The sequence below is a fragment of the Staphylococcus sp. SM3655 genome (assembly GCF_016917315.1).
Lineage (GTDB): Bacteria > Bacillota > Bacilli > Staphylococcales > Staphylococcaceae > Staphylococcus > Staphylococcus aureus.
The window spans coordinates 437,525-455,222 of the sequence record NZ_CP070305.1; the positions used below are offsets into that span (position 1 = coordinate 437,525).

Annotated in this window: 18 protein-coding genes; 5 read left to right on the forward strand and 13 right to left on the reverse strand. The window is 34.6% G+C overall.

Annotated features, from left to right (window positions below):
- Positions 1–183: 183 nt before the first annotated feature.
- The 11 genes from tarK to JQN76_RS02330 all read right to left on the reverse strand — a co-directional run bounded on the left by tarK (position 184) and on the right by JQN76_RS02330 (position 12,059).
- On the reverse strand, positions 184–1,878 hold the full coding sequence (tarK, locus tag JQN76_RS02280; RefSeq protein WP_000167990.1) for a teichoic acid ribitol-phosphate polymerase TarK: 1,695 nt from the start codon (positions 1,876–1,878) through the stop codon (positions 184–186).
- Positions 1,879–1,899: 21 nt separating this feature from the next.
- On the reverse strand, positions 1,900–2,925 hold the full coding sequence (locus JQN76_RS02285; protein WP_000610189.1) for an alcohol dehydrogenase catalytic domain-containing protein: 1,026 nt from the start codon (positions 2,923–2,925) through the stop codon (positions 1,900–1,902).
- A complete protein-coding gene (locus JQN76_RS02290) occupies positions 2,918–3,634 on the reverse strand; it encodes a 2-C-methyl-D-erythritol 4-phosphate cytidylyltransferase (RefSeq protein ID WP_000638475.1) in 717 nt (238 codons plus the stop codon). The genes JQN76_RS02285 and JQN76_RS02290 overlap by 8 nt, the downstream gene beginning before the upstream one ends.
- A gap of 527 nt (positions 3,635–4,161) precedes the next feature.
- Entirely contained in the window at positions 4,162–5,205 is a 1,044-nt protein-coding gene (locus JQN76_RS02295) for a galactitol-1-phosphate 5-dehydrogenase (protein WP_000645604.1), read from the reverse strand.
- A gap of 23 nt (positions 5,206–5,228) precedes the next feature.
- On the reverse strand, positions 5,229–5,375 hold the full coding sequence (locus tag JQN76_RS02300) for a hypothetical protein (protein WP_000230358.1): 147 nt from the start codon (positions 5,373–5,375) through the stop codon (positions 5,229–5,231).
- A gap of 1 nt (position 5,376) precedes the next feature.
- Positions 5,377–6,432, reverse strand: a complete 1,056-nt coding sequence (locus JQN76_RS02305) for a zinc-binding dehydrogenase (protein WP_000646203.1) — start codon at positions 6,430–6,432, stop codon at positions 5,377–5,379.
- A 17-nt stretch (positions 6,433–6,449) separates the two neighbouring features.
- Complete coding sequence (locus JQN76_RS02310; protein WP_000120119.1) at positions 6,450–7,709, reverse strand: PTS galactitol transporter subunit IIC; 1,260 nt, start codon at positions 7,707–7,709, stop codon at positions 6,450–6,452.
- A 226-nt stretch (positions 7,710–7,935) separates the two neighbouring features.
- The gene (locus tag JQN76_RS02315) at positions 7,936–8,214 is read right to left on the reverse strand and encodes a PTS sugar transporter subunit IIB (RefSeq protein ID WP_000815795.1); all 279 of its coding nucleotides are present in this window, start codon (positions 8,212–8,214) and stop codon (positions 7,936–7,938) included.
- A gap of 22 nt (positions 8,215–8,236) precedes the next feature.
- Complete coding sequence (locus JQN76_RS02320; RefSeq protein ID WP_000531478.1) at positions 8,237–8,704, reverse strand: PTS sugar transporter subunit IIA; 468 nt, start codon at positions 8,702–8,704, stop codon at positions 8,237–8,239.
- A complete protein-coding gene (locus JQN76_RS02325; RefSeq protein WP_001012736.1) occupies positions 8,689–10,785 on the reverse strand; it encodes a BglG family transcription antiterminator in 2,097 nt (698 codons plus the stop codon). Before JQN76_RS02325 ends, JQN76_RS02320 begins: the two co-directional genes overlap by 16 nt.
- A 338-nt stretch (positions 10,786–11,123) precedes the next feature.
- A complete protein-coding gene (locus JQN76_RS02330) occupies positions 11,124–12,059 on the reverse strand; it encodes a nucleoside hydrolase (RefSeq protein WP_000823230.1) in 936 nt (311 codons plus the stop codon).
- 361 nt (positions 12,060–12,420) lie between these two features.
- Between JQN76_RS02330 and ptsG the strand changes: the two genes are divergently transcribed.
- Positions 12,421–13,950 (forward strand): glucose-specific PTS transporter subunit IIBC, encoded by a 1,530-nt coding sequence (ptsG, locus tag JQN76_RS02335; RefSeq protein ID WP_000838210.1) that lies wholly within the window; start codon positions 12,421–12,423, stop codon positions 13,948–13,950.
- Between the two features lie 26 nt (positions 13,951–13,976).
- On the forward strand, positions 13,977–14,102 hold the full coding sequence (locus JQN76_RS14250) for a hypothetical protein (protein ID WP_001789457.1): 126 nt from the start codon (positions 13,977–13,979) through the stop codon (positions 14,100–14,102).
- 167 nt (positions 14,103–14,269) lie between these two features.
- On the opposite strand, the gene JQN76_RS02340 is transcribed toward JQN76_RS14250, so the two are convergent.
- Complete coding sequence (locus tag JQN76_RS02340; protein WP_001031880.1) at positions 14,270–15,223, reverse strand: L-lactate dehydrogenase; 954 nt, start codon at positions 15,221–15,223, stop codon at positions 14,270–14,272.
- 310 nt (positions 15,224–15,533) lie between these two features.
- Positions 15,534–15,641, reverse strand: coding sequence for a hypothetical protein (locus tag JQN76_RS02345; RefSeq protein WP_001791329.1), 108 nt, complete (start codon positions 15,639–15,641; stop codon positions 15,534–15,536).
- A gap of 154 nt (positions 15,642–15,795) precedes the next feature.
- Here JQN76_RS02345 and JQN76_RS02350 point away from each other — a divergent pair, with 154 nt between their 5' ends.
- The 3 genes from JQN76_RS02350 to JQN76_RS02360 all read left to right on the forward strand — a co-directional run bounded on the left by JQN76_RS02350 (position 15,796) and on the right by JQN76_RS02360 (position 17,653).
- On the forward strand, positions 15,796–16,941 hold the full coding sequence (locus JQN76_RS02350; RefSeq protein WP_000954807.1) for a globin domain-containing protein: 1,146 nt from the start codon (positions 15,796–15,798) through the stop codon (positions 16,939–16,941).
- 25 nt (positions 16,942–16,966) lie between these two features.
- Complete coding sequence (locus JQN76_RS02355) at positions 16,967–17,140, forward strand: hypothetical protein (RefSeq protein WP_000773990.1); 174 nt, start codon at positions 16,967–16,969, stop codon at positions 17,138–17,140.
- A gap of 156 nt (positions 17,141–17,296) precedes the next feature.
- On the forward strand, positions 17,297–17,653 hold the full coding sequence (locus tag JQN76_RS02360; RefSeq protein WP_000215214.1) for a DUF488 domain-containing protein: 357 nt from the start codon (positions 17,297–17,299) through the stop codon (positions 17,651–17,653).
- Positions 17,654–17,698: the final 45 nt, after the last annotated feature.

Sequence of the window (17,698 nt, forward strand, 5' to 3'; positions counted from 1 at the left end):
ATGACAATTCAGTTGGAAGGTGATTGCTTTTGATTGAATCGCCTTATGCATGAAAAATCAAAAGGTTATTCTCATTGTATAGTCCTGCTTCTCATCATGACATGTTGCTAACTTCATTGTCAGAACCCTTCTTGAAAACTATGCCTTATGACTCATTTGCATGGCAAGTAATATATGCCAACATTAGCGTCTAAACAAATCTTTGACTAAACGTTCACTTGAGCGACCATCTTGATATTTAAAATGTTTATCTAAGAATGGTACAACTTTTTCAACCTCATAATCTTCATTGTCCAAAGCATCCATTAATGCATCAAAGGATTGTACAATTTTACCTGGAACAAATGATTCATATGGTTCATAGAAATCACGCGTCGTAATGTAATCTTCTAAGTCAAATGCATAGAAAATCATCGGCTTTTTAAATACTGCATATTCATATATTAAAGATGAATAATCACTAATCAACAAGTCTGTAACAAAGAGAATATCGTTAACTTCACGATGATCTGACACATCGATAAAGTATTGTCTATGTTCACGTGAAATATTAAGTCTATTTTTTACGAACGGATGCATTTTGAATAACACAACTGCATTATGCTTCTCGCAGTATCTTGCTAAACGTTCAAAATCAATTTTAAAAAATGGATAATGTGCCGTACCGTGACCATTACCTCTAAATGTCGGTGCGAATAGAATAACTTTCTTACCTTTTATAATTGGCAATTCATCTTCCATCTCTTGTTTAATTTGTGTTGCATAAGCTTCATCAAATAGTACATCAGTACGTGGTACACCTGTTGGTACAACATTTTCTTCTCTAATTCCAAATGCTTCAGCATAAAATGGAATATCGGTTTCTGATGAAACATATGCTTTCGTGTAACTACGATGGTTTAATGAATCGATAAACGGACCACCTTTTTTTCCTGTACGACTAAAGCCAACTGTTTTAAAAGCACCAACGGCATGCCACACTTGAATAATTTCTTGTGATGGTCTAAAGCGAACCGTATAAATTAATGGATGGAAATCATCAACAAAAATATAATCTGCCTTACCAAGTAAATATGGCAATCTAAACTTGTCTCTCCATTTACGTCTATCCGTAATATTCGCCTTAAATACCGTTTTAATATCATAATCAAAATCTACTTTTTGGCGAAGTAACTCATCATATACATACTTGAAATTCCCTGATAAATTCGGACGCGAATCTGATGTGAATAATATTGTTTTGCTTCTTTTAATATGTAGTAACTTTGTAATATTAAAAATAGCTTTAAATAAGAAACTTCTACTTTCAAATGAAGCTTTATGTCCTTGTTTATGAAGCCAGTGTGCGCTTGTCGCAATGACCCCTGATTTCTCTTGAGGTAAGGTGATTTCAATATCAAATACAAATTCGTTAACGTCACTTGCTATTTCCGGAGTAATGGTATAGACCGTATGTTGTGATACGCCACCTTTGCGGAAAACTTTAGCTTCGTTGGCTAACACATAGTTTGCTTTTCCATTTTGTGTAGTCAGCTCATTGTATTCTTCAATTTGCTCTTCATTTAATCCCTCATAAGCTTGATCAATAATATTTGGATTAAGTTGTCCAATATACTCTAACTGGTCATGATAAACAAATAAATATTTATCCATTGGTAAATAATACCCATCGTCTAATATTGCGACGTTGAATCTACATATAAATGTATTACCGTCTATTTTCATTTCATTTGCTTCTAATGTTTTTGTTTCGGTTAAATTCCTCAGAACAAATTGTCCTGATGTTAAATCGACACCTTCACTATGTCCTTCAATATATAACTGAACACGTTCCCAGTATATGTTATCAATATGTATTGCTTGTTTCGTTTTTGTCATTGTTATTCCCCCATCGGTTTATTAAATCGTCCATTTCAATACTGTTTTTCCCCAAGATGTCGATAAATCCATTTCAAACGCTTGGACGATATCTTGCATCGTACATACATTAATTTCATGTCCTTTTAATAATGCTAACTTTTCAACAATGTCTGGGTACTTACGATATAAATCAACAACTTGCTCAAAATCTTTAGAGCCGCTTCGACTACTACCAATCAACGTTAATCCTTTTTCAAGTACTAATCGTGTATTCACTTCCACGGGTAATTCACTTACGCCTAACAAAGCAATACTGCCTTCTGGTGAAATATGTTCAACTATTTGTTGAAGTGCAACTTGACTTCCTTTACCTCCAACACATTCAAATGCATGATCAATTTTAAGATCATCTGGTATTTGATTTACTGTAAAGATGTCATCTACAAATGAAAAATGACTTAATTTATAGTCTGTCTTACCAAATACATAAGTTTTAGCTTCTGGGTACAACTTACGTAGCAAAATAGCAGTAATATAACCTAAGTTACCATCACCCCAAATACCAAAGCTGGTTTTCAAAGGTATAGATTTACGTTCAAATCGTTGTATAGCATGATAACTTACTGACACTAACTCTGTGTATGAAATCGTACTCAAATCAATGTCATTAGGCAGCGGAACGATACGATCATGTGCCATCACAACGTAGTCTTGCATAAAACCATCATAACCACTAGATCTAAAATAACTAGAGGCTAAGTAATTCTCCGCAATAATATGATGTTGCTCTGTAGGTGTATTCGGTACCATTACTACTTTCGTACCTTTTTCAAATACCCCTTTACTATCAAATACAACTTCACCAACAGCTTCATGAACTAATGACATTGGTAATTTTTTGCGTAGTACATTTTCATCTCTTCGACCTGTGTAATACCTTTGATCAGCTGCACAAATAGACAAGTATAAAGGTCTTACGATGACATGATTACCATAAATATCAACATTATTATATGTGACGTCGAACTGTCTCGGTGCAACGAGTTGATATACTTGATTAATCATCGGCAATATCACCTTGAATAATGGCATTTGCTACTTTTAAATCATACGGTGTTGTCACTTTAATGTTGTATAGTTCTCCACGTACCAATTTAACTGCATGTCCAGATTCGACAATGATTTTACATGCATCTGATAAGATTTCTTTTTGTTCACTACTTAAGGCGCGATAACTATCTTGTAATAATTTAATATTAAATGATTGTGGTGTTTGGCCTTGATACATTTCATTCCTTACAGGGATACTGTGTATGTTCTGTTTATCTTTAGACATTACAATCGTATCAATTGCTTCAATGACTGTATCTACTGCACCATATTTTGCTGCTACTTCAATGTTCTCTTTAATAATACGTTGAGTTAAAAATGGTCTTACGGCATCATGAGTTACAATCACATCATCATTATTAATTCCATTTACATTGCGAATATGGTCGATAATGTTCATAATTGTTTCATTTCGATCCGTACCACCTGCAACTACTTTGACACGTTGATCTGTAATGTTATATTTTTTTAAAATATCCTGTGTATGGGAAATCCACTGTGCTGGCGTTGCGATAATAATCTCATTAAATTCACTCACTAAAATGAACTTCTCAATTGTATGGATTAAAATCGGTTTATTATCAATATCTAAAAATTGTTTTGGTAATGGCACGTTCCCCATTCTCGAACCAATACCTCCTGCTAAAATACCTGCATAAATCATGTTGTCCTCCATTCTGTCATTACATCATTTCCATTTATACATTACTGACCTATGCCCGCACATAAGCCTAACCTATTGCTCACTTGCCTCTTTTATTAATCCAAAGATAGTTGTCACAATAGTGTGATAATTTTTTATAAAAATGTATTTTTGTAACTGACCATTCTAAGTTGTTTTGCCATGCAGTTAATCATTAACTCTGACGATATTAAATTGTTAAAGGTATTAATGTTTACTCTTTTTCAAATTCATTATTACTGCCATCATTTTACCATATATTATAATAAATTTATCTTATTAAGTGGCTGTACTTGATTTTCACTTTAAAAATTATCAAATATTGCCATCTCATTTTAAGTATACAAAATGCAAAACAACCGATTCACAAGCATATTTCACACAAGTAAACCGGCTATTTATCAACGTATATTCGAAGATGAATTATTTCGATAGTATCTATAGACCAGACGGCATTCGCACTTTCATAGCTATAACTATACCAGCGTTTTCGTCCTCAAAGGTGCATACTAATAAATCGTAAACATGACTTTATCAAATCGTTCTTTCTTGTTAACTAATTTATCAAATGTCTCCGGGCCTTTTTCTAACGGTAAAAAATGAGAAATAATAGGCTTTACATTAATATCTTTCGTCTTCATATAATGTAAGGTTGCCGTCCACTCTTTGCCCGGAAAATTACTGGACAAACAGTTCCAAGAGCCACATACTGTCAACTCGTTACGCAGAATTTTTTCAAAATGAACGCGATCAATCTCAATATCATCATATGGTATTCCGAGTAATACCACCTCGCCACCTTTTTTAGGTAGCGTCAATATTTGACCAATCGTAACTTTAGCACCTGATGATTCTATAGCTAAATCGATTTGATTGGCGTAATGATTTTCGATGAATTTCTCAAGATTTTCTTCTTTTGAATTGATTGTTTGATGTGCGCCCAATGATGTTGCAATATCTAGTTTATGCGCATCTATATCTATAGCGATGATATGTGCAGCACCAAATATTCGTGCCCATTGAATAGCTAACAAACCTATACTGCCACACCCCATTACTGCAACAGTCATACCAGGTTGTATATTCGATTTATAAAACCCATGCGCAACAACGGCTGATGGCTCAACCATTGCTGCTTCAATGTAATCAACATTGTCTGGAACCTTTAAAACATTTTGCGCTGGCAATTTGACATATTCCGCGAACGATCCAGGTTCATATGAGCCAATGACGAATAACTTTTCACATCGTGCATATTCACCTTTTAAACAATACTCGCATTGATAACAAGGTATTGCTGGGCAACCTGTCACTTTGTCGCCCACATTAACATGCGTAACATCACTTCCAATGGCATCTACTACACCTGAAAATTCATGACCAAATGGCATACCTTTAATGTATGGCCCCATTTTTTTGTATCGTGACGTGTCTGAACCACATATGCCAGTCGCTCGTACTTTAATAATAACGTCATTCGCACTTTCAATGACTGGCTTTTCATTATCCTCATACCGTAAATCTTCCACGCCATATAATTTCAATGCTTTCACTTGTAAATCACCTCAAATTTGATTTAATTCACAACTTTTTTCTTTTTAAAAATACCTGTCGCAAAATAACCTGCAATGACAATGGAATTACTTACGAGTAAATGTTCCATATAAAAATCAGTGATTTGTCTTAATGGCCCAAGCATAAAAGTTAGCATTGATTCTACCATATTAATTCTCTCCTTCATTTTCATCTAAATCGAGCGGCTTAAGTAATGCTTTAATACCTTCGCCGGATTTTAAATGTTGATACGCCTCGTCCCATTTCGAAATATCATATATTTTTGTCACCAAAGCTTCAGCATTTACTAAACCATCCGCCATAAGTTGCAATGAAGGTTCCCAATCTGCTGGCTTTTGACTTCTACTACCAACAACTGTTATTTCTTTTTGAATCACTTTTTCCATATCAAATGGAATTTCAGCATCCTTAAAAATACCTATTTGACTGTAGAAACCTTTTTTGCGTAAAATATCCAAACCTTGTCGTGCTGCTGGAACTGCACCTGAACATTCAACAACAACATCTGCACCGTAACCGTCTGTAATTCCATTGATATACGTTTTTAAGTCTGTTTGTTGTAAATTGACTACATAATCCATGTGCAATGCTTCTGCTTTATCTAATCTGACTTTGTCATTGTCCAATCCAGTTACCACAACAGTTGCGCCTTTACTTTTTAACACTTGTGCTACAAGTAATCCGATTGGCCCAGGTCCCATTACAACTGCTACATCGCCTGAATTGACTTGAATCTTAGAAACGCCATGATGTGCACATGCTAATGGTTCTGTCATAGCTGCAGACTGATACGATACTTCGTCTGGAATATGATGCAAACTTTCTTCACGTGCAATGACATAATTAGTAAATGCGCCATCAACTTGTGTTCCAATACCTTTTCGATGGTTGCATAAATTATAGTCTTTTGATTTACAGTATTCACACTCATTACAAACATAGAATGTCGTTTCAGATGTGACACGGTCACCAACTTTAAAATCTTTAACGTCTGCTCCAACTTCAACGATTTCACCAGAAAATTCATGACCTAATGTCACTGGAAAATTAACTTTATAATGACCTTCATAAGTATGAATATCTGTGCCACAAATTCCTGCATAATGTACTTTAATCTTTACTTTATCATCTAGCGGTGTTGCAACTTCTTTATCAAGAAGTTCTAAGTTGCCATGTCCTTCTCTTGTTTTTACTAAAGCTTTCACCACAAACACCTCGATTTTTAATTGAATAGACTAAATAGTTTAAAGATAAGATAGTTAACGATATTACCACCTTGATCAATACTTGAAATTTCAGATGAACCTTTTGGCATTTGTACATTCGTACCTTTCGCCATATCTGTGAAAATGGGTGCTACGTCTGTTGCAATATATAATGAAATTGCAATCATAATCGTACCCACAATGACAGAATGAATAATGTTTCCTCTTGCTGCACCAACAATAAACGCGACAACAAATGGTATCGTTGCTAAGTCACCAAAAGGTAGTACTTGGTTTCCTGGTAAAATAACGGCTAATAAAACAGTGATAGGTACTAAAATTAATGCTGTCGAAATAACCGCTGGATGACCTAATGCTACAGCCGCATCCAATCCAATATAAATTTCACGTTCGCCAAAACGTTTATTTAGCCATGTTCTTGCAGACTCTGAAACTGGCATTAAACCTTCCATTAAGATTTTTACCATTCTAGGCATTAATACCATTACTGCAGCCATTGACATTCCTAAATTAATGATGTCTCCAGGTTTGTAACCTGCTAACACACCAATACCTAAACCTAAAATTAAGCCGACAAATATAGACTCTCCAAATGCGCCAAAACGTTTTTGAATTGTTTCAGGATCAGCATCTAACTTATTCAGACCGGGTACTTTTTGTAACAATTTAACTAAGTAAATACCTGGTGCATAAGAAATTGTACTTCCTGTAGCAATCGATACACCTGGTAAATCAAAGAACTCACTCATCATCGGTGCTGTCCAATCTGCTACTTTCAAACAGATAATTTGGAAAATAACTGCTGCTAATAACGCTTGCCAAATACTGCCTGATACGGAATAAACCATTGCTGCTGTAAACGTATAATGCCAAAAATTCCAAATATCTACATTCATCGTCTTTGTCACTTTAGTTACTAGCAATACAACGTTAACTATGATTCCGAGTGGAATAATAAATGCTGCGACAGATGATGCCCAAGCGATAGATGATGTTGCTGGCCAACCTACATCAATCACATTCAGACTGACGCCTAAATTTTTAACCATCGCTTGTGCTGCTGGCCCTAAATTTTTAACTAATAAATCGATGACTAAGAAAATCCCTACAAAAGCCACACCTATTGTTAAACCAGACCTAAATGCCGCTCCAATTTTCTGCCTAAAGAATAGGCCAAGCAAGAATATGACAACCGGTAAAATAACAGTTGCACCTAAATCTAAAAATCCCCTTACAAAATCAGTGAAGTAACTCATATTTAAACCCTCCCTGTTATATATGCATTGTCACGATACTTTCCGATTGTGATTACATTTGACGTTACAGTCATTTCAACGACAACCCTTGCTACATTCGACTGCAGTCCTTTTGAATTACAGTCACTGCGTTTCTATGTCATCAACAATCATTTGTCGTGATAGTCATTTATATGCAATTTGCATATATTTATATGTTATTGACCCACGTTACATATCAATTCCGTTATTTTTGTAACTCTGTTAAGATTTGTTGTTTTGTTTCTTCAATACCAATACCAGTTAAGAAATTACGTGCGTTGATAACTGGGAATTTATATTCTTTTTTTGTCATTGCAGTTGTAACTAATAAATCTGCAGTGTCTTCATAAGGTCCAACTTCTGTAATTTTGATTTGTTTAATATCTACTTTAATATTGTGTTCCTTTGCCATTTCCTCAATTGCATTATTTACTACTGTTGACGTTGCAATACCTGCACCACACGCTACTAATACTTGTTTCATTTTCAATTCCTCCAATTAATTTTTAGTTATATTCCAAATAATCATTGATTAGTGTTGCTAAAATTGTTTCATCTTTCGTTCGTAGAATCTGCTCCAATTTTTCTTCACTTTGAAAAATTTGCATCAACTGTTGTAACAGCTTAAGTTGATCATCTACTTTATTCATTGCTAACATAAAAACGATTTTCACTTCTGTCTGTTGATCAAGTGTTCCCATTTCAATAAACGGCACTTCTTTTTCTAGAACAGCCACACCTATCGTTCTATGGTTAATATGTTCGACATCTGTATGCGGTATAGCGACCGAACATAGATGCGTTGGTAAACCAGTAGCAAATTCTTTTTCTCTGTCGATGACTGCATCTTTAAACGTTGACTTCACGAACCCATTTTGAAATAACACATCTGACATTTGTGACAATACGGATTCTTTATCAGTTGCCGACAAATTGAGCATTATATTTTCTTTATGCACTAATTGCTGTCCCATCCATTTCCCCTCGCTTCTTTATTTGAATAATTTTTTAAAATCTCATTTACATCAGAATTTTTGCGACTTTGTATGATGCGCTTAATTGCGTCATTGTCTTGCGCCACATCTCTCAATTGTAGTAACGCTCTTAAGTGTGTCACTTTATCAACAGCAGCAATAGGTACAATAATATGGATTGCTGTTCCATCTGACATGTATATTGGTTCTTGTAATATCAACATACTCATCGCTGTTTTATGTACATGCTTTTCAGAGTATGCATGTGGAATAGCAATATTTTGCATGATAACCATATACGAATCATCAAATACCTGTTGCATCTCATGAATATATTTAATATCAATAAAATGATTAGCAACTAACACATCACTTGCTTTAGCAATAGCTTCATCAATATTTTCAACATGATGCATTCTTTTCACGTGCCTTGCCGGTATCAAGTCAGCTAAATCTAATGTCTTATTTTGTGTGACAATCGATCCATTAATGGTTGAAATTGAATTATAATTGGCAATAAAATCTTCTAAACCATCACGTAGTTCTGTAATGTCATTAACTGTCGTTGTGCGTTCAATTAATGCCATTAACTTGTTTATTTCCTTATCAATGTCAGCCGATTCCTTATTAATGTACTTCATCACATCTTTACGTAACTTTCGTTGCTCATTTTCAGATAAAGCTACTTTTGTGATAAATAATTTTTTATGTGTTAGGACAAACATTGGTGAAAAGACGATGTCATAATCTAATGTGTAATTTTCAAATGTTCTAAGTGAAATCGCATCTAAGAAAATAATTTCTGGAAATAAGTTTCGCAACTCGTATAACATCATTTGTGATACTGACGTGCCTTGTGTACACACGATAATAGCTTTTATCTTGCCATCGAAGTTTTCATCTTGACGTCTCAAACTACCTCCGAACAACATGGTTAAATATGCTATTTCATTATCAGGCAACGATTTTCCGAAATATTCAGTTAACGATTGACATGATTGTTTCACCATATGAAATAAGGATTGATAATTTCCTTGTAAAGGATTTATTAATTCATCACGATCCGTTAAGTTATATTTAATCCTATAAAAAGCAGGCGTTAAATGTAACAAGAGTTGCTGTGATAATTTCTCCTTATCTTCAATGTTAATAAAAGTGATTTGTTCAAAATGGTGAATCATTTGAGCGATGGCCATCGTTAAATTCGATATGTTATCTGATTCCTGCAAATCAGTCCATTGCACACTTGTTGAAAGTAAGTGTAATGTCAAATATAACTTTTCCGCTTCTGGCAAATCCGGCTCATGTTGCGTCATAATCTCCGTTGCTTGATATTCTTTCGTATCCCTCAAATACTGATAATTAATATTTAATGGATTCATCACATGACCACTTTGAATTCGTCTACGAATCACACAAAGGACATAAGGCAATGAACTAAGTGATTTGTCTATAAAGCGACTCTTCAAAAATTGTTCTACCTGTTTGATCTTGTCTTTTTGATATGCGATATCTTCGAATGTTAAGTTGAGCGCCTTTAAAACTTCACTTTTAGTAATATCATGATTCAACCTTTGATCAATCAACTTAATGAAGAAACGGCGAACTTCAAATTCATCACCAACAATTTCATAACCATGCTTTCGAGAATACTTAAGTGACAAACCATGATCTTCCAATTGCTCTTTCACATGATTTATATCGTGAATGACAGTATTTTTACTGACTTGTAAATCAATTGAAAAATGGTTTAGAGACATTGCATTTTCCTTACTAAAAAGCATGAGCATTAAATAATAACGACGTGTTTCTATGCTAAAAATGACATTGTTGCCGTTTAACATTTGCTGCTCCGATACATCTCGCTTGAATAACGTCATGATTTCAGAACTTACAATAAAATTTCCTTGGCTTGTTCTTTCAAGTTTTGGATAACCCTCTTGTTCAAGCCACAAATTGATTTTTTGAATGCGATATCCTAGTTGTCTACGAGACAAACCAAATATCGATTCAAGTTCTTTACCATGAATAGTAGGATTCAATACAATTTCTCTGAGTATTTGCTGATTATCCCCGTTCATGTTCGATCCTCCTTTGAGCATCTGAGCTCAATTTATCATCAATCGTCACACCGATGTACACACTTTGAACACATATTTTCAAAATGAGCATGTACATCATTGTGATGTTTTAACAACATTTCAATTATATCTATATTTTTTTGTGATTTTAATCTTTTAAAATAAATCAATTGAAATTTTTACATATATTTTTGTGTTTTATGTTTTTTGAAGCATTTTTAACATACATATCTCAATCATTATCAAATTGTCATGACCAATGTAATCCAATACAAAAACCCTAAGGACGCTTATATCAGGCGCCTTAGGGCTAACTGTATCTATTTAATTAAGTATTATTATTCGTAAGTACGTAACTTATAATCTATCAAGTTCCACACTTCTTCAACATCAACTGCTGTAGCAAAATAAGCATTGGCAGGCTTACCTGTAACATGATTTAAATCGACAGCCATAGTGCCATAAGTTAGTGAACTTTGATGTTCAATGTCGATATTAACGGGTACCATTGTAAACAATTCTGGTTGTAACAAATACAAAATTGTACAAGCATCATGTATTGGACCACCATCCATATTAAAGTGAGTCTTGTATGTCTTCTTAAAGAATTGCAATAATTCTACGACGAACTGTGCAACAGGATTATTGATACTTTCAAAGCGTTCAATCACGTGATTGTCGGCTAAAACTTGATGTGTTACATCTAAACCAAACACATTTATAGTAATCCCACTTTCAAAAACACGCTTCGCTGCTTCAGCATCTACCCAAATATTGAATTCTGCTGTAGGCGTCCAATTTCCAAATGTACCACCACCCATCAAAGTAATAGATTCAATATGCTCAGCGATTCTTGGCTCACGAATCAATGCCGTTGCTACATTCGTAAGAGGACCTGTCGCTACAATTGTTACAGGTGTATCACTCGTCATCACTTTGTTTATAATCACATCTGATGCTGGCATTGCAACTGCTTGACGTGATGGTGTCGACGGTAGTTTCGGACCATCTAATCCAGATTCCCCATGTATTTCAGAAGCAAAGGCAGCTGATTTAATTAACGGCCTGTCCGCACCTTTCGCTACTGCTATATCTTGACGTCCCATAATATCCAATACGTTCAAGGCGTTTGTCGTATTCTTGTCAACTGATTGATTACCTGCGACTGTTGTTACAGCTAATATCTCTAGTGGACTGTCAATTGCCCCCGCTAAAATTAATGCTATTGCATCATCGTGTCCTGGATCACAATCCATAATAATCTTTCTTTTCATTTATATATCCACCTTTCTTAAGTTGTTATCGATAGCTTATGTATATTTATTTATGTGGTGAATCATGTTTATTTTGAAAAATAGTTTTAACTTTCTCATATTTTTGGATACAAACACTATTTATCTATTTTATGGCTTATAAATTTATCCGATATGCCTTATCAACCTACCTCGCTAAAAATAGGATGTCTACATATCTATACCGACTTTTGTCAACTCATTTTCACAACAATATAAACAGCAATTTATATGATTGTTACATGATTCAAACAATTTTTATGAAAAATATTTTCATACACAGAATATATATTGATATTAAATTTCTCAAAAGCTATATTGAGAATAATTAGGAGGGATGTTGATGAAATCTTTATTTGAAAAAGCACAGCAGTTCGGCAAGTCCTTTATGCTACCTATCGCAATCTTACCAGCTGCAGGTCTATTGTTGGGTATCGGTGGTGCATTAAGTAATCCAAACACCGTTAAAGCATACCCTATTTTAGATATTACCTTATTACAAAATATTTTTACATTAATGTCAGCTGCAGGTAGTATTGTTTTCCAAAATTTACCAGTCATCTTTGCAATTGGTGTCGCAATCGGATTATCTAGAAGCGATAAAGGTACTGCAGGTTTAGCTGCACTACTCGGTTTCTTAATTATGAACGCAACTATGAATGGCTTATTAACTATCACGGGCACATTGGCAAAAGATCAGCTTGCACAAAATGGACAAGGCATGGTGCTCGGTATACAAACGGTTGAAACCGGTGTTTTTGGCGGGATTATCACAGGTATTATGACCGCAATACTTCACAACAAATATCACAAAGTGGTATTACCACCGTATTTAGGTTTCTTTGGTGGCTCTAGATTTGTCCCTATTGTCACAGCATTTGCCGCAATCTTTTTAGGTGTATTGATGTTTTTCATTTGGCCAAGCATACAAGCCGGCATTTATCATGTTGGTGGATTTGTAACGAAAACAGGTGCCATCGGTACTTTTGTTTATGGCTTCATCTTAAGATTGTTAGGTCCACTCGGTTTACATCATATTTTTTACTTACCGTTTTGGCAGACGGCACTTGGTGGTACTTTAGAAGTCAAAGGACACTTAGTTCAAGGTACGCAGAACATCTTCTTTGCTCAACTTGGTGATCCAGATGTGACGAAGTATTATTCAGGTGTGTCACGCTTTATGTCAGGCCGTTTTATTACGATGATGTTCGGCTTATGTGGTGCCGCACTTGCAATTTATCACACAGCTAAACCTGAACATAAAAAAGTTGTCGGCGGTTTAATGTTATCCGCTGCACTCACTTCATTTTTAACAGGTATTACCGAACCTTTAGAGTTTAGTTTCTTGTTTGTCGCACCTATTCTTTATGTAATCCATGCCTTCTTTGATGGATTAGCATTTATGATGTCAGACATTTTCAACATTACAATTGGTCAAACCTTCAGTGGAGGCTTTATCGATTTCTTACTTTTTGGTGTGCTACAAGGTAATAGTAAAACAAACTACCTATACGTCATACCTATTGGAATTGTGTGGTTCTGTTTGTATTACATCGTTTTCAGATTCTTAATTACGAAATTTAATTTCAAAACACCTGGTCGAGAAGATAAAGCTGCAGCACAACAAGTTGAGGCTACTGAAAGAGCACAAACTATTGTTGCTGGTTTGGGAGGCAAAGATAACATTGAAATCGTTGACTGTTGTGCAACGAGACTACGCGTCACACTTCATCAAAATGACAAAGTCGATAAAGCATTACTCGAAAGTACTGGTGCCAAAGGTGTAATCCAGCAAGGCACTGGTGTGCAAGTAATTTATGGGCCTCACGTTACAGTTATCAAAAATGAAATTGAAGAATTGCTCGGGGATTAAGACTAACCGAAATATCAACAGAACTAATGGCAACGATGTACGAAGTAAGAAGTGACATCGTTGCTTTTATTTTTAATGTTACATTTGAAGCATTAAGTTCATCATGCACTGTAGTGAGCCCGCAAATCGCCTCTGCTAGACAATCATCTTAATGCTATGATTAAAGCTTAAGTGCCAGATTTGAATTTAATTTCAACAACGACTTTCACTACATTAAAAATAGGGCTACTCGACACATATAGTTGTATCAAATAGCCCTTTATACAATTTTTGGGGTAAGGTTTTACAATTTTTGGAATGGTATAGATTTTATAAAAAGTTATTTAAGTTCTTCTGCTTCAGCCATAATATCTTTTAATGTTTTAGCTGAATGTGCGAACTTGCTTTGTTCTTCGTCGTTTAATGGGATTTCTACGACGTTGCGAATACCGTTTCTATTGATGACTGCTGGAACACCAATATAAACATCTTCTTCATCATATTCGCCTTCTAATAATGCTGATACAGTCAATACGGCATCTTCATTTCTGAAAATCGCTTCAGTAATTCTAGCTAATCCCATTGCAACACCATAATAAGTGGCACCTTTAGCTTGAATAATGTCATATGCTGCATCACGTGTTTGAACAAAAATTTGTTCAATTTGCGCTTTGCCCTCAGGACGTTGTTCAAGTAATGTCTTCAAAGGTTGACCCGCAATATTAGCGTGTGACCATACTGGTAATTCAGTGTCACCATGTTCACCAATAATTTGAGCATCGACGCTACGTGGCGCAACATCGAACGCTTCGCTTAACAATAATCTAAAGCGTGCAGAGTCTAAAATTGTACCAGAACCTATAACACGTTCTTTAGGTAAACCAGAGAATTTCCATGTTGCATACGCTAAAATATCAACAGGATTTGTAGCTACCAAGAAAATACCATCAAATTTTGATGCCATTACTTCACCAACAATTGATTTGAATATTTTCAAGTTTTTAGATACTAAATCTAAACGTGTTTCTCCAGGTTTTTGTGCAGCACCAGCACAGATGACAACTAGATCCGCATCATGACAATCACTGTATTCGCCAGCTTTCACACGAACTGTTGTTGGAGAATATGGTGTGGCATGTTTTAAATCCATAACATCTCCTCGAACTTTTTCAGTGTCTAAATCAATGATGACTAATTCATCAACAATGCTTTGGTTCACTAATGAAAATGCGTAGCTTGAACCTACTGCACCATTACCTATTAATACAACTTTGTTCCCTTTAAATTTGTTCATTACAAAAACTCCCTTATGATTAATTCACTAACATACGTGTAGCTTCAAATATGTTAGTTTAATGCTGCTTATTGACGATACAAAAGCAAATAAACATCTCTTTTATTTTCAACGCATAACTTAAAAGGTCATGTGTCATCCGCTTTTAAGTTTGTGATTTATTTCACATATAAAATGTAACATGCATTAAGTACTGGGTCAATATTAAATTGTGATTTATTTCACATTTTATTTTAATTTTTACACCTTTTTAATTTGTATACGATTACATCTTAGATGTCTTTAGTCTTCGTACTTCGCCAGTGATTATTTACACTTTCACATTTTTATTATCATGTTTACTTTTTTCTAAGAAAACAACAATGTTTTTTGAATTAGTCAAATAAATGCGCGCAATCGTCGGTGTGCAAACAGACAATTGTACACAATGCTTATTGATAAGTATTTAAAAAATTAAAAATGTCATACAATTATCAAATTTGCCATTTTATTTATATTTTCTCAAACCAATTAATTGAATATCGAAATTTTTAGTAGAATAATCAAAATAGACAGATTAAAGGAGGAGTATCATGCTTACAGAACAAGAGAAAGACATTATCAAACAAACGGTGCCTTTACTTAAAGAGAAAGGGACAGAAATTACGTCAATCTTTTATCCAAAAATGTTTAAAGCGCATCCTGAACTTTTAAACATGTTTAATCAAACGAACCAAAAACGAGGCATGCAATCTTCAGCATTAGCACAAGCTGTAATGGCCGCTGCGGTTAATATCGATAACTTAAGTGTTATTAAACCAGTCATTATGCCAGTCGCATATAAACACTGTGCATTACAAGTTTATGCTGAACATTATCCAATTGTGGGGGAAAATTTATTAAAAGCAATCCAAGACGTGACAGGATTAGAAGAAAATGATCCTGTCATTCAAGCTTGGGCAAAAGCATATGGCGTTATTGCGGATGTGTTCATCCAAATTGAAAAAGAAATTTATGATCAAATGATGTGGATTGGTTTTAAACCATTCAAAATTACCAATATTAAACAAGAATCTGAAGACATTAAATCATTTACAGTTGAAACTGAAGAATATGACTTTAGTGAATTTACACCAGGCCAATACATCACAGTTGATGTTTCTAGTGATAAACTTCCATATAGAGCTAAACGTCACTATTCTATCGTATCAGGTGAAAAAAACCATTTAACTTTTGGCGTTAAACGTGATGTCACAACAGAACATGAAGGCGAAGTTTCAACAATTTTACACGATGAGATTAAAGAAGGCGATATGATTAATTTAGCTGCGCCTGTAGGTGGATTCGTATTAGAGAATACGACTGAACCACAACTTTTCTTAGGTTCAGGTATTGGTGTTACACCTTTAGTAGCTATGTATGAAGCTGCCTCTGCCAAAGGTTTAGATACACAGATGGTTCAAGTTGCTGAAAATGAACAACATTTACCTTTCAAAGACAACTTCAACAGTATCGCAAGCCATCATGACAACGCTAAATTATATACACACTTAAAAGATAAACAAGGCTATATTGGTGCTGAAGAATTACAAGTATTTTTAGCAAATAAACCTGAAATTTATATCTGTGGTGGTACAAAATTCTTACAATCTATGATCGAAGCACTTAAATCTTTAAATTACGATATGGATCGCGTACACTACGAAACGTTTATTCCAAGACTAAGCGTTGCAGTATAACTGAGAAAAGAGGTTTAGTGCTCATATGAAACTTAATCAACGTTACGTAAAAGTATTTGCATTATATTTCGTAAGTATTGTTACTGCAAATATTATTGTTAAAAATAACAATTTAATCAAAACATTGATTCAAACACTTGCCGGTTACACCGTCTTTGCAGTTGGTTTGAAGTATTTAACTAAACGTAAAAATAAATAACATATATACAAAAACAGCTATGACTTTACTTTGTCATGGCTGTTTTTTAATTGGGAGTGGGACAGTAATGAGATTTTCGCAAAATTTATTTCGTCGTCCCACCACAACATGCATTGATGTATGCTCACTGAATTTCATAAGAAAGGAGTTCACAAGATGACCGTAGATATTGGACGGATTTATGACAATAAAGATAATACCGACGCTATTCGTATCCTAGTCGATAGAGTCTGGCCGAGAGGTATTTCGAAAAGAACTGCTAACCTAGATTATTGGTTAAAAGACATTGCCCCTTCTACTGAGTTGCGACAATGGTTCCAACATGATCCTAAACTTTTTGGAGCTTTTAAAGAAAAATATGAAAAAGAATTACGTGATCAGGATGCACAAAAAGATGCTTTTGACAAATTAAAGGATATTGTAAATCAGCATAATCATGTTCTATTGTTATATGCAGCAAAAGATACTAAACATAACCAAGCTGTAGTACTACAGCAGTTGCTCAATACTTAGGTATATATGTTTATCGTGAATCACTATAAATGTTGCTAACTTCAT

Excerpts from the sequence above, each read along its gene's own strand:
- JQN76_RS02315 (WP_000815795.1), bottom strand. The coding sequence starts at position 8,214 with ATGAAACAAGTATTAGTAGCGTGTGGTGCAGGTATTGCAACGTCAACA.
- ptsG (WP_000838210.1), top strand. The coding sequence starts at position 12,421 with ATGAAATCTTTATTTGAAAAAGCACAGCAGTTCGGCAAGTCCTTTATG.
- JQN76_RS02300 (WP_000230358.1), bottom strand. The coding sequence starts at position 5,375 with ATGGTAGAATCAATGCTAACTTTTATGCTTGGGCCATTAAGACAAATC.
- JQN76_RS02330 (WP_000823230.1), bottom strand. The coding sequence starts at position 12,059 with ATGAAAAGAAAGATTATTATGGATTGTGATCCAGGACACGATGATGCA.
- tarK (WP_000167990.1), bottom strand. The coding sequence starts at position 1,878 with ATGACAAAAACGAAACAAGCAATACATATTGATAACATATACTGGGAA.
- JQN76_RS02355 (WP_000773990.1), top strand. The coding sequence starts at position 16,967 with ATGAAACTTAATCAACGTTACGTAAAAGTATTTGCATTATATTTCGTA.
- JQN76_RS02340 (WP_001031880.1), bottom strand. The coding sequence starts at position 15,223 with ATGAACAAATTTAAAGGGAACAAAGTTGTATTAATAGGTAATGGTGCA.
- JQN76_RS02290 (WP_000638475.1), bottom strand. The coding sequence starts at position 3,634 with ATGATTTATGCAGGTATTTTAGCAGGAGGTATTGGTTCGAGAATGGGG.
- JQN76_RS02325 (WP_001012736.1), bottom strand. The coding sequence starts at position 10,785 with ATGAACGGGGATAATCAGCAAATACTCAGAGAAATTGTATTGAATCCT.
- JQN76_RS14250 (WP_001789457.1), top strand. The coding sequence starts at position 13,977 with ATGGCAACGATGTACGAAGTAAGAAGTGACATCGTTGCTTTTATTTTT.
- JQN76_RS02310 (WP_000120119.1), bottom strand. The coding sequence starts at position 7,709 with ATGAGTTACTTCACTGATTTTGTAAGGGGATTTTTAGATTTAGGTGCA.
- JQN76_RS02350 (WP_000954807.1), top strand. The coding sequence starts at position 15,796 with ATGCTTACAGAACAAGAGAAAGACATTATCAAACAAACGGTGCCTTTA.
- JQN76_RS02285 (WP_000610189.1), bottom strand. The coding sequence starts at position 2,925 with ATGATTAATCAAGTATATCAACTCGTTGCACCGAGACAGTTCGACGTC.
- JQN76_RS02320 (WP_000531478.1), bottom strand. The coding sequence starts at position 8,704 with ATGGGACAGCAATTAGTGCATAAAGAAAATATAATGCTCAATTTGTCG.
- JQN76_RS02360 (WP_000215214.1), top strand. The coding sequence starts at position 17,297 with ATGACCGTAGATATTGGACGGATTTATGACAATAAAGATAATACCGAC.